The organism is Sphingobium sp. SG1, from assembly GCF_057063145.1.
The window spans coordinates 1-11,748 of record NZ_JBVVOJ010000039.1 but is presented as its reverse complement, the minus strand read 5'-3'; the positions used below and the strand labels follow the sequence as shown (position 1 = coordinate 11,748).

The following is an 11,748-nucleotide window of genomic DNA, read 5'->3' as shown; positions in this document are numbered from 1 at the left end:
TTCGGCGAACGTTTCATCAGAGCCATGGCGGCCTGATGATCAACCGCCCGGCCACACACGGAAATCCTGACAGTCCCTCATCGACGTTCTTCTTCCGGCCTTTGTAAACGCCTTCGGCGCGCGCCGCTTCGATCCCGGCGCGCTGACGATCCTTGATGAACTTCAGCTCCATATCGGCGACCATGCCGAGTATGGTGATGACCATTCGCCCCATGTCGCCCGCCGTCGTCACCTCTGGCTCAAGGATGCGCAGCGAAGCTCCCTTTTCATCAAGCTCATGCACCAGGTTCAGGACATCGCGCGTGGAGCGGCCGAGCCGGTCGAGCCGCAGCACGACCAGCTCGTCGCCGGTGTGCATAAACTGCATGATCGTTTCCAGTTCCGTGCGCCCGCTCCGCGAGGCCCCCGATCCGGTCTCGGAACGGATAATTTCGCAACCTGCATTCTTGAGGCGGCCAATCTGGATATCCAGATCCTGGTCCGTGGTGCTGACGCGGGCATATCCGATACGAGCCAAGTGCAAAATCCGTCACATTAGGGTGGCTCTTGCAGTGTATCGTCACATTGAGCGCAAACCCACCCTTTTGTGACAGACGAATGGTGTCACTCGGCCCTATCACTCTGGGGTGTACCCAAATGTTATAGGCCGATCAGCCGCCTCACGCTGCAAGCCGTCCAAAATCAATCCGGTCGTTCAGGTCGAGGTCGAAGCGGCCATAAGGGTTCACATGACTGTAGATCAACGGCGATCCGCCCCGACCACCCAGATTTCTTTGGAGCGGATGCGGTCGCGCAGTTGCGTCAGGACGCAAAGCTCATAGCTGATCCGGTTTACCCGCCCATCGTCATCAATGACGGAACTGCGCCATCGCGCTGGAATCACCTCATCGATCGGAACATCCTGCAATGGCACGAAGCGGCATCCGCCATCCACCTTGCTCCTGATCCAGTCGAGGGCCGCCAGGACCGGCCGCCACACCGCGTTGTTCGACCGGAACTCAAGTACGGAAAGCAGGCTTGGCAGCATGCGCCGGTAATGATTGGCCCAGGAACCACGCATCACCTTGTAGATGCGCCGGTCCAGAGCGCCCTTCGCATGGCTCTCCTTGACGATCGCCGCCAGCTTGGCCTTACCGGCGATCGGGAAAATGACATCGCAGATGCGCCCCGATGGTTCATTGATCGAGGCGCTGGCGATCTCGACCAGCAGGCGCTCCTTTCCATAGACCTGCTCGATGTCTTTCGCGATATCGCCCACCACCTTGCGTTTCGAGCGCGTTCCGATCTTGTGAACGGTTTCGATCAGCAGGTCGATCATCGCGTCAGTGAGTTGCGCCTCCCGCGACATTAGATAAATCGCATAAAGGCCGAGCTGTCGCGCCGGCGCATGCCGGCGCATCTCCGAGGCCTTTTCACCGGCAACGCGGCGAACAATCTGATCGACCCATGGCTTGCCCGTAGCCGTCAGGAGATCATGGGGAAGATCAAGTCTCTGGATAAAGGCGAGTTTCTCGGTCACGTCGAGAATGTTGTCGAGCGTTGCCTGTCCGGCGTCACCCTTCATCCTGTTGAATCCGGTCGAGCTGTCCGGATCGGCAAGCGAGGCTTCCAATAACGCCACCGCATCTGACGAAAGCCGATTACTGGCTCCGATCAGCCAGGTGTCCAGATAATCTTGCCGTTGTGAGCGAACGACACGTTCAAGCTCCTTGCGCGACGGCCCATAAATACGCCGGTCCCGGCACCACAGGAAAACATGCTCAAGCATGGCATTGATCGACTGGCCGCCCGGGCACAGCTCGCCAGCAATCCATTCCGTCAATTGCGCGCGATCCACCCGCTTCATGCGGTGATATCCAAGATGGATCAGGATCTCCGCACAATGCCGTCGTGCTGTCCGACTGGAAAAGTCATAACCGGCTATCTCGCCAGCCTCGACACCGAGTTGCTCGGCCAGATACGAGAGGCCATCGGTAGGGATTGAGCCGGGATCGATCGCGAAAAACCCCAGGGAAGCGAAGAATTTCAGCTGCGCGGCGAGGCCAAGGCGCGTCAGGGCCGGCTTCGAATTTACAAAATCAATATCGGCAAAGCTCAGGCTCCATCGTCCGATCAAATCCCCGCCCGGAATACTCCGATCCATCAACCCACTCCCTATGATGGAGCGAACTGTCCTCTTCTATGATTTCCATCGTCAATACCGAATGCCACGTTCCCAAAACGTTCTCCGACTTGGCCAAAATCGCAGCTTGGGGCCGACTGGGCCTGGATGGAGGACGCGCTCGGCATCAGCGCCAACAAGGCGGCAAATGCCCATGATCGGCTCAAGGTCATCGCCGACATGACCAGCCTGTCCGCGCTGGCGGCGCAGCTCCGCTATGACCCGATGGTCACCCGCCGGGAGCGGCAACTGGTGTTCGCGATCCAGCGCCGCATGCTGCGGCTGGTGCCGCTCATCTCGGCGATCGGCGCGCGGCTGGCCGATGTCGGCGACGCCGAGCGGGAGGAACTGCTTCCACCGCTCGAAGAGGCATGGCGGCGGGTTCAGGACGGACAGGACGCAGAGAGGCCCGACACGGACTTCGCCTTCGCGCTGCCCGGTTTGGGGCCGCTCACGCCGTGGCGCCAACTGGTGCGGCAGAATGGAGCGGAACTGGTCGATGAGGCCCTGCGGATCTGGGGCGAGCTGCGCAAGCTCAATCTCGCGCTCGAAAAGGATGCGCCCCTCGGACCAGATCTTGAGCAGCGCATCGGCCGTGATGCCCCCTTCCCTTTGCGGCCCGACTTCCACCTCGCTTTACGCGTCGGCGCCGGCGTGCTGCTGGCCTATTCGGCACTGTGCGGCCTGTGGCTGCTGACCGGCTGGTCGCAGAGTCCGGGCGCGGTGCTCATCGGGATTGTGGCGCTCGCTTTCTTCGGCGGCGGCGATCAGGCCGATCGCGCCATCGCCTCCTATGCGAAATTCGCGGCGCTTTCGGTATTGCTCGGGGCCATCCTGAACTATTGGATGCTGCCGCTCGCGCACGATTTCACCAGCTTCGTGGTCGTGATGGGGCTGTTCATGCTGCCGCTCGCCGCATGGGCGGCGACCAATGCGCTGGCGGTCCTGCTGCTCGCGACGGTGCTCAGCACGATCAATCTGCAAGGAGCCTATAGTCCGCACGATTTCGGCGCCTTCCTCGACGCGAGCATCGCCAGCCTGATCGGCATCTTCATTGCGTTCCTCAGCCTGACGCTGGTGCGGCGGATGGGCAGTTCGCATGCTCTGGCTCGCTTCGCCGCCGAAGCGAGCCAGAGCATCCTGGAACTCACCCGGCATGCCAGCCGCCGCGACCGCGACGCCTATCTGGACCGCGCGCTGGACCGGATCGGTCTGATGACCGCGCACCTCGCCGCCACCGGAGAGAGCGACCAGAGCGCCCGGCTGCTCACCCGTCTGCGCGCGGGCGCGAACATCGCCGACCTGCGGACCGCCGCGTTCCAGACGGATGGGGTGGTCCGCGACTCCTCCGAGCGGCTGCTGGCGACGGTGCGGGAAGAAATCGGCAAGGAGGAACCGGCGCCCCGCCTGCTCGAGGATATCGATGGGACCCTCAGCGCCGCCTGGCGGGAGGGCGCCGAGCGCTCGCTCGGCCCGCTCGTCCGCAGCCTTATCGGCCTGCGCCTCGCGCTGTTCGAGCGTGCGCCGGCCTGGGAGCCGACGGCATGATCGGCGAGATCGACGTGGCCGGCATCTTTCTGTCGCCGCTGTTGCTGTGCCTCTTGATCGCCTTCTTCGCGCGGCTGCTCCTCTCTTGGCTGCTCGGCCTCGCCGGCTTTTACCGCGCCGTGTGGAACCGGCCGCTGTTCGACCTCTCGCTCTTCCTCATCCTGCTGGGCGTGGCCGTCGCGCTCCTCAGAATCCTGACCACAAGCTGAAACCACCATGATCCTCAACCGGCACCATACCGCTCAAGTCCTCAAGGTTCTGTTCACGCTGGCGCTCGCCTGCCTGGGCGCGCTGGTGCTGTGGCACCTCTACGACTATTACACCTACGCGCCGCAGACCCGCGACGGAAAGATCCGCGCCGATGTGGTGCCGCTCGCGTCCGACGTATCGGGTCAGGTCACTTCGGTCTACGTGCGCGACAACCAGGTCGTGCGAAAGGGGCAACTGCTGTTCCTCATCGATCGCGAGCGGCTCGCCAATGCGCTGGCACGGGCGGACGCGGCGGTGGGCACGGCACATGCCAATATGGCCGCTGCGGAGCGCGAGAACCTGCGCTATCGCGGGTTGGCCGGCGTCGTCTCCGGGCAGGACATCGACACGCACCGCTCAGCCGCCGAGGAAGCGCGCGCCTCGTATAACCAGGCCCTCGCCGATCGTGACCTCGCCCGGATCAACCTGAAACGCGCGGAGGTGCGCGCCCCGGTCAACGGCATCATCACCAATTTCTCGCTGCGTCCGGGGGCCTATGCCACCGCCAGCCAGCCGGTGATGGCGATCGTCGATAGCGACAGCTTCTATGTCGCCGGCTATTTCGAGGAAACCAAGCTCGCCCATGTCCATGACGGATCGCGCGTCACCATCCGCGTGATGGGCGAGGATCGCCCGATCGAGGGCCATGTCGCCGGTCTGGCCGCCGGCATCGACGACCGCGAGCGCACCACCGCGTCGGGCACATTGCTCGCCAACGTCAACCCGACCTTCAGCTGGGTGCGCCTCGCTCAGCGCGTGCCCGTGCGCATCGCCATCGACCGCGTGCCCAGGGGACTGACGCTGATCGCCGGACGCACCGTGACGGTGACCCTCGACGGCGCCAGCGAGGCGCTCGATCTGAGGCGCAGGCCATGACCGCGTTTTCGGCGATGCGCGGCCGCGCAGCCGTGGGCGGCCTGGCGCTACTGCTCGCCGGCTGCGCCACGGTCGGCCCAGACTATAGGCCGCCCCGACCGCCGGCCGGCATCGCCGACCGGCCGACGACCGCATTCGAGGCCTCGTCGTCCGCCGCGCTGTCGAGCGCACCGCTGCCGCCGCGCTGGTGGCGCCTTTACAACGACCCGCGTCTCGACGCCCTGGTCGAACAGGCGCTGGCGGCCAACACCGAGCTGCGGGTGGCCGCCGCCAATCTGGAGCGCGCCCAGGCGGCGGTGCAGGAGGTGCGCGCTGCTGCCGGCGTCCAGGCCATCGTCGAGGGAGGGCCGAGCCTCGGCCAGACCTCCACGCTCGGTGTCGCGCCGGCGGCAGGCGTCCACGCCCAGATCGATGCCGGCGTCGCCATATCCTATGAGGTGGACGTGGTCGGGCGCATCCGGCGCGCGATCGAGGCCGCGAACGCCACCGCCGAGGCACAGGCCGCCGCTCTCGATCTCGCGCGCACGACGGTCGCCGCGAATGTGGTGGAGGCCTATACCGATGCCTGCGCCGCCGGCGCACAGATCGTCGTTGCGCAGCGCTCGCTCGATCTACAGGGCCGGAGCCTCGCGCTTACCGAACGCGGCGTGCGCGGCGGGGTGTTCGCCCCGCTCGATGCGGTGCGGTCGCGCACGCTCGTCGCCCAACTGGCGGCCACCCTGCCCCCGCTCGAGGCCAACCGCCGCGTCGCGCTTTATCAACTCGCGGTGCTGACCGGGAAGGCGCCTGCCGACTATCCGCCCGAGCTGGCCGGCTGCACGGCCATCCCGCATGTCGATCGACCCATGCCTGTGGGTGATGGCGCCGCGCTGATCCGGCGTCGTCCCGACATCCGCCAGGCCGAGCGCACGCTTGCCGCCGCCACCGCCGACATCGGCGTCGAGACCGCCGCCCTTTATCCGAGCGTCAGCATCGGCGCCTCGGCGGGGACGACGTCGCGCCGCGTGGGCGGGCTCCTCAGCGATTCGGCACTGGGCTTCAACGTCGGCCCACTGATCAGCTGGACCTTTCCCAATCGCAGCGTCGCCCGCGCGCGCATCGCGCAAGCGAATGCTGCGGCCAAGGCCGCGCTGGCCGGCTTCGATGGGACGGTGCTGCAGGCGCTACGGGAAGCGGAAAGCGCGCTCACCATCTATGTCCGCGACCTCGATGAGAACGCGCGCCTGCGCGAAGCGCGCGACCAGAGCCGCACGGCCGCGGGCCTGCAGCGCAGGCTGGCGCACGGCGGCACGGTATCCGGACTGGAGGCGCTCGACGTCGAGCGGACACTGGCCAGCGCCGAAAGCGCGCTTGCCGCCTCCGATGCGAAGCTGGCTTCGGACCGGGCGGCGATCTTCCTGGCGCTCGGCGGCGGCTGGGAGACGGACGGACAGTCCTGACGGAGAGACGCCGCGATGAAGCTTCCGTTCGGCCTGCCTGCGCTCGTCTTTTCCGCCAAGAGCTTTCTTGCCGCCACGCTCGCGCTCTGGATCGGCTTGCCGAATCCCTATTGGGCGGTCGTTACGGTCTATGTCGTCTCTCAACCGCACGCCGGCGCGGTGCTCTCGAAATCGGTCTATCGCGTCTGCGGGACGATGGCGGGCGCTTTCATGTCGATCCTGCTGGTGCCGCCGCTGGTCAATTCGCCGGCGCTTTTGTCCTTCGCCGTGGCGCTGTGGCTTGGGCTGTGCGTGTTCCCAGTAACGCCAACGGAGACGCTCTCCAGCTGCCCCGATGGCGGCGTCCCGCGAGGGAATGCTGGGTCGGACGATCTGCGAAGGTTGACAGATGGGCTAGCCAAGCCCGCTTCGAGCCAAAGCAACGCCCGGACTTGTGAGACCCGATACAGCACCACCGATCCCCGAATCGGCGAGTGCGGACAGATCCTTGAAACCCTCAAGGGAACGCCGCCAAGCCATTGCAAATTACAGATCCTGACCCTATTTCTTCGGTCCGTCCGGCAACCGCAACGAAGTGTTCGCGGAAGGCTATGTCCATTATCCCGATACGCCCACGATCGTCTGGGACACGAACGAGATCGGCCATCTGGGCTTTACCCACGACAACTACATGCGGCAGAGCTTCTTCGACGTCCTGACCTGAAGTCCGGTCGGGTCGCGTGACGGCTTTGGCGACATCATGATCGCGCCCGGTCCCGACCGGGCGCGATTTCCTGTTTGCGCCAGGGCGGGTTGATGGCGACCCAGCCGTCCACGATCGTGACCGGATAGGTCCGCAGCGCGATCTTGCACGGGAAGGCGGTCGGCTCGCCAGTACGGATGTCGAAGGCGCCGCCGTGGAAGGGGCATTCGATGACGGCGCCTTCCTGCACTCCATCGGTCAGTTCGCCTGCGCCGTGCGTGCACCGGTTGTCGGTGACGAAGAAGCGTCCTTCCAGGGCATAAACGGCCAGTTGCGGCAGCCCATCCACCGTGCAGCAGACCGGCGCGCCTTCTGCGACCTCGTCCGCGAGACAGAGCTTAACAAGGCTGTCGGAAGGCGCTTCCGCCATTGATGGCGCTACCGGCCGCCCTGGCGCTCGATCCACGATGTCGCGAAGCGGCGTCTGCGAGGCCAGCATCGCTTCGTCGATCGCTATCCGCTGCTCGATGATCTGCTGGCCGGGCAGCATGTCCGAAGGCGTGTTCACCGCGAGCAGCCCGCACAGCGTTCCTTCGCGCAGAAACAGCACGCTGAACTGGCTGGACTCCATGTCCCCCCTGACGACCTGCGTCAGATCATCCCCGATCATGCCGACCGCCTGGATATTGAGATCATATTGATCCGACCAGAAGGAACACAAGCCCTGATGATCGCCATCCTGTCCCAGGATCGTACGCGCCGCGACCGCGCCTTGGTCGGCTGCGTTATTGTAATTTTCCATGCGAATCCGGCCGCCGAAAAAATCGGGCTGGTTGGCGACATCGCCGGCCGCGAAAACCGCAGGATTGCTGGTGCGGCAGGCGCCGTCCACGATCACGCCATTGGCGGTCTCGATGGATGCTGCCTCCGCCAACTCGGTCGCCGGCGTGACGCCGATGCCGATCACCAGCGCGTCGCATTCGATCCGCGCACCATCACTGCATATCACCGCGCATGCCACACCCGCGGAATCGGTCTCGATCTTCTCGACGCCGCAGGACAGTTTCACATGGACGCCCTGCGCGAGATGGACGCGCGCCAGCCATTGCCCCAGACGGGTGCCCAGCGCCCGCGCCATGGGAACGGCCGCCGGCTCAATGACCGTGACCGTGCACCCCAGCGCCCGCGCGCTCGCGGCAACCTCGGCGCCGATCACCCCCATACCGATCGCCACGATGCGCGCGCCGGGCACAAGGCAGCGGCCAAGCCTGTCGGCATCATCCTTCGTGCGTAGATAATGAACGTTCGGGGCATTCGCGCCAGTCATCGTCAGCCGTCGGGCATGAGCGCCGGTCGCCAGCACGATCGCATCTGCTTCCAACAACGGTCCGCTGGAAAATCGCAGCGCCCTGGATCGAAGATCCAGCTGATCCACCCGGCATCCGAGATGAAGGTCGATCCGGTTGTCTGCGTACCAGGACGAGGGATGGAAGAAGACATCCTGCGACGATGACGCGTCGAGCAGAACCCCTTTCGACAGCGGCGGCCGTTCGTAGGGCGCGTGGGGCTCATCGCCGATCAGGTGGATACGCCCGTCGAACCCTAATTCGCGCAGCGTCGCCGCGGTCCGGTAGCCCGCAAGGCTCGCCCCGACGATGGCGACCGTCCTAGTCATGTCGGCCATCCTGTTCGCGGATCGAAAATATGGTCAAGATGCCTCCCCTCCCCACGCATATGCGCGTCCAAGCGCCGACCTCATCTATTGCCTTGCAAGCGGCGGTTCGGCTTCTATCGTATTGACGATTTGTCAAATACCGAAATGACGTGAGCCGCGACGATTGTCAAGATGATGCCGCAACGGAGCAGCCGGACATTCCAACCCCGGCAGTCCAGAAGCGATAGTAAGCCCTGCTCCGGGACTGTTCGCTGCAGTGCATATAGGATAGAGCTATCGAACTTTACATTTTGTCAGGGAAAAAAGGACGCTCTCTTGCCTTCAAAAACCGTGTCCAAGGCTCCTAGAAAATCGTCCAAGACAGGCACGCCGCCAAAGCGCAACATCGACCTCAACCGTCGTGCCGAGATCGGCAAGGAAAAACGGTTACGTACCCGCCAGCAGGTTCTCGATGCCGCCTTTGCCTTGCTCGGCCGAGAGCGCGGACTGACGACCCGGATCGAGGAAATATGCGAGGCGGCATCGATATCGCGTGGCACATTCTATAACCATTTCACAAGCATGGAGGAGCTTTTTGACGCTCTCTCTTACAATCTGAGTGTCAACGGCGGTCGGATTTTAGGCCAGCGCGGCGGAGTAAAAGCAGGCCAGTGAATGTGGCGCGGATGATATGCAAAGGGCCCCGATCGGGGCCCTTTGCATATTGGCCGTTTTTCTGCGGATCAGTCGGGCGCGGTGGCCTGGTTTTGCTCCGCCCCGGCACTGCGGCGGCGGCGGGCGGATTGCTTGAGCCGGTAGCTGTCGCCATTCATGGCCAGGATGCTGACGTGGTGCGTGAGGCGATCAAGGAGCGCGCCAGTCAGCCGCTCAGAACCCAGAACCTGGGTCCAGTCCTCGAAGGGCAGATTGGAGGTAACGATCGTGGAGCCGCGCTCGTAGCGCTGGGAGAAGGTCTCGAACAGTAATTCGGCCCCCGTTGGCGAGAGCGGCACATAGCCGAGCTCATCGACAATCAGCAGTTTCACGGCGGCCAGTTCGCGCTGCATCCTCAGGAGCCGCTTTTCGTCGCGGGCCTCCATCAACTGGTTCACCAGGGCCGCAGCGGTGGTGAACAGGACGCTGAAGCCCTTCTGGCAGGCGGCCAGTCCCAGAGCGAGCGCTACATGGGTTTTGCCTGTCCCGCTGTTGCCCAGCGCGATGATGTTTTCCCGCCGCAGGATATACTCGCAGCGCGCCAGTTCGAGCACGAGCATCTTGTTGAGGCTGGGGATGGCCGTGAACTCGAAGGTGTCCAGGCTCTTAACTGCTGGGAACCGGGCGGCGCGGATACGGCGCTCCACCGTGCGCCGCTCCCGGTCGATGAGTTCCAGCTCGATAAGGCGCAGCAGATAGCGGGTATGATCCACGCCATCGCGCGCGCATTCCCGGGCCAGCTTCTCATATTCGCGCAGCACGGTGGGCAATTTGAGCTGCTTGAGGTGATGAGCCAGAAGCACCTGCGGTGTGCCCGCCGTCGTGCCGGGGGGCATCTTGTCTTCCCCGGCCCGGCTCATGCGGCCATCCCCGGCAGAAGGCTGGCATAGTCAGCAGCGCGCGTTGTCTTGACCTCCATCCGGGGCAGGTGTGGATAGGCTTCCAGGTCGAGCCGGGCCGGCCTACGCTCGATCCGCGCCAGGGCAATCTGCTTGACCGCATCGAAGCCGATAGCCCCGATGTGGATGGCCTCTTTCACCGCGAAGGTCACCACCTCCATCGGCATGGCCTCAAGCAGGCGCAGTACCTGGATGAACTCGCGCTTCCCCTTGTTGCCCATCCGAACCTCGAGAAGATGGCGCAGGTGCTGGAAGTCCTCCGGCAGATTCCAGTCCTGAAGCGCGGCTGCCTGATCGAGCGCGCCCGGCTTGGTCTCGATCAGGGCCAGATAGTGCAGCGGGTTTGCCACAAACATGGCCTCGCCATAGCAGCGCGGATGACGGGCGATCTCCTCGCCCCCGCACAGGATGACGACCCGGTCGACGAAGCCCTTCACGACAACGTCCTGGAAGCCATAGCAGGTCGGCACCGAGTAATCGTTGGTCCGGTAGCGCACCAGCGCAGTCGAGGAGACGCGTGCCCCCTTGGTCTCGCATGGTTCGAACGTGCCGGCGGGCAGCGGGCGCAAAGCCGCCAGATCTGCCGCCAGGCGCTCCCCGATCGTCTCGGTATGGCGTCCGGCTCGCTCTTCCTGCCGGGCCCGGCACCGCCGTTCCAGCTCTGCGTTGAAGTCGTCATAGGTCGCCGCGCGCGGGATCGGCACCATGAAGTGCGAGCGCGCGTACTTCACCAGCCCTTCGACCTTCCCCTTGTCGTTGCCCTTGCCCGGGCGGCCAAAGCGATCGGCAAACAGGTGGTGGCTGACCAGCCCTGTGAAGGCCTGGGTACGCTCGCGCTTGCCGTCCCCACAGATCTTGGCGACCGCGATCTTGGTATTGTCGTACAGGATCGAGAGCGGCACCCCGCCAAAGAAGGCGAACGCGCAAACATGCCCGTCCAGGAAGGCTTCCGTCGTCTCGGCGGGATAGGCCTTCACAAAGCAGGCATCGGATTGCGGAAGGTCCATGCAGAAGAAATGCACCTTCTGTCGCACGCCGCCGATCACGCCCACCGCTTCGCCAAAGTCCACCTGTGCGTGCCCTGGCGGATGCGCCAGCGGCACGAAGGTCTCGCGGCTGCGCACACGGCTCTGCCGCACGTAATCCTTCACCACCGTATAGCCGCCGCCGTAGCCATGTTCATCGCGCAACCGCTCAAAGATCCGTTTGGCCGTGTGGCGCTGCTTGACCGGCGCGACATAATCTTCAGCCAAAATCCGGTCGATCACCGGCAGCAACGATCCCAGCTTCGGCTTGGCGACAGGCTTGGAACGCGTGTAGCCCGGCGGCAGCGAGAAACGGCACATCTTCGCGATCGTCTCTCGGCTCAGGCCGAAAACCTTCGCTGCCTCCCGTTGGCTGTTCCCTTCGACAAACACAAAGCGGCGTACCGCTGCATAGCTCTCCACGGGGCTCTGTTGCAAAAATCGTGAAGCTTGAGCATGCTTGGCGGAGATTGGACGGACGGAACGATGACGGATTTCAAG

General features: G+C 64.3%; 11 protein-coding genes. 6 read left to right on the top strand and 5 right to left on the bottom strand.

All coding sequences use genetic code 11. The annotated features are described in order from the left end of the window. Positions 1-16: 16 nt before the first annotated feature. Complete coding sequence (locus tag AC0KVN_RS26900; protein WP_483656711.1) at positions 17-517, bottom strand: recombinase family protein; 501 nt, start codon at positions 515-517, stop codon at positions 17-19. Positions 518-739: 222 nt separating this feature from the next. Further along, positions 740-2,143, bottom strand: coding sequence for a DUF4158 domain-containing protein (locus AC0KVN_RS26895; protein WP_483656709.1), 1,404 nt, complete (start codon positions 2,141-2,143; stop codon positions 740-742). A gap of 126 nt (positions 2,144-2,269) precedes the next feature. On the opposite strand from AC0KVN_RS26895, the gene AC0KVN_RS26890 reads away from it, so the two are divergent. The 5 genes from AC0KVN_RS26890 to AC0KVN_RS26870 are packed head-to-tail and all read left to right on the top strand — an operon-like array spanning position 2,270 to position 6,996. Continuing rightward, positions 2,270-3,709, top strand: a complete 1,440-nt coding sequence (locus tag AC0KVN_RS26890; protein ID WP_483656708.1) for an FUSC family protein — start codon at positions 2,270-2,272, stop codon at positions 3,707-3,709. Continuing rightward, positions 3,706-3,918, top strand: coding sequence for a DUF1656 domain-containing protein (locus tag AC0KVN_RS26885; RefSeq protein ID WP_483656706.1), 213 nt, complete (start codon positions 3,706-3,708; stop codon positions 3,916-3,918). Before AC0KVN_RS26890 ends, AC0KVN_RS26885 begins: the two co-directional genes overlap by 4 nt. Positions 3,919-3,925: 7 nt before the next feature. After that, a complete protein-coding gene (locus AC0KVN_RS26880) occupies positions 3,926-4,834 on the top strand; it encodes an efflux RND transporter periplasmic adaptor subunit (RefSeq protein ID WP_483656705.1) in 909 nt (302 codons plus the stop codon). Further along, positions 4,831-6,273, top strand: a complete 1,443-nt coding sequence (locus AC0KVN_RS26875) for an efflux transporter outer membrane subunit (protein ID WP_483656704.1) — start codon at positions 4,831-4,833, stop codon at positions 6,271-6,273. Before AC0KVN_RS26880 ends, AC0KVN_RS26875 begins: the two co-directional genes overlap by 4 nt. A 15-nt stretch (positions 6,274-6,288) precedes the next feature. Beyond that, on the top strand, positions 6,289-6,996 hold the full coding sequence (locus AC0KVN_RS26870) for an FUSC family protein (protein ID WP_483656703.1): 708 nt from the start codon (positions 6,289-6,291) through the stop codon (positions 6,994-6,996). A 14-nt stretch (positions 6,997-7,010) separates the two neighbouring features. Here AC0KVN_RS26870 and AC0KVN_RS26865 read toward each other — a convergent pair whose 3' ends face one another. After that, entirely contained in the window at positions 7,011-8,630 is a 1,620-nt protein-coding gene (locus AC0KVN_RS26865; RefSeq protein ID WP_483656702.1) for an FAD-dependent oxidoreductase, read from the bottom strand. 315 nt (positions 8,631-8,945) lie between these two features. On the opposite strand from AC0KVN_RS26865, the gene AC0KVN_RS26860 reads away from it, so the two are divergent. Next, positions 8,946-9,284 (top strand): TetR/AcrR family transcriptional regulator, encoded by a 339-nt coding sequence (locus AC0KVN_RS26860; protein WP_483656701.1) that lies wholly within the window; start codon positions 8,946-8,948, stop codon positions 9,282-9,284. Positions 9,285-9,352: 68 nt separating this feature from the next. On the opposite strand, the gene istB is transcribed toward AC0KVN_RS26860, so the two are convergent. After that, positions 9,353-10,159, bottom strand: coding sequence for an IS21-like element helper ATPase IstB (gene istB / locus AC0KVN_RS26855; RefSeq protein ID WP_483656713.1), 807 nt, complete (start codon positions 10,157-10,159; stop codon positions 9,353-9,355). A gap of 20 nt (positions 10,160-10,179) precedes the next feature. After that, positions 10,180-11,670, bottom strand: a complete 1,491-nt coding sequence (gene istA, locus AC0KVN_RS26850; RefSeq protein ID WP_483656712.1) for an IS21 family transposase — start codon at positions 11,668-11,670, stop codon at positions 10,180-10,182. Positions 11,671-11,748: the final 78 nt, after the last annotated feature.

Coding starts and splice junctions, on each gene's coding strand:
- AC0KVN_RS26890 (WP_483656708.1), top strand. CDS start 2,270: ATGGAGGACGCGCTCGGCATCAGCGCCAACAAGGCGGCAAATGCCCAT.
- AC0KVN_RS26870 (WP_483656703.1), top strand. CDS start 6,289: ATGAAGCTTCCGTTCGGCCTGCCTGCGCTCGTCTTTTCCGCCAAGAGC.
- AC0KVN_RS26895 (WP_483656709.1), bottom strand. CDS start 2,143: ATGGATCGGAGTATTCCGGGCGGGGATTTGATCGGACGATGGAGCCTG.
- AC0KVN_RS26875 (WP_483656704.1), top strand. CDS start 4,831: ATGACCGCGTTTTCGGCGATGCGCGGCCGCGCAGCCGTGGGCGGCCTG.
- AC0KVN_RS26880 (WP_483656705.1), top strand. CDS start 3,926: ATGATCCTCAACCGGCACCATACCGCTCAAGTCCTCAAGGTTCTGTTC.
- AC0KVN_RS26885 (WP_483656706.1), top strand. CDS start 3,706: ATGATCGGCGAGATCGACGTGGCCGGCATCTTTCTGTCGCCGCTGTTG.
- istB (WP_483656713.1), bottom strand. CDS start 10,159: ATGCCCCCCGGCACGACGGCGGGCACACCGCAGGTGCTTCTGGCTCAT.
- AC0KVN_RS26865 (WP_483656702.1), bottom strand. CDS start 8,630: ATGACTAGGACGGTCGCCATCGTCGGGGCGAGCCTTGCGGGCTACCGG.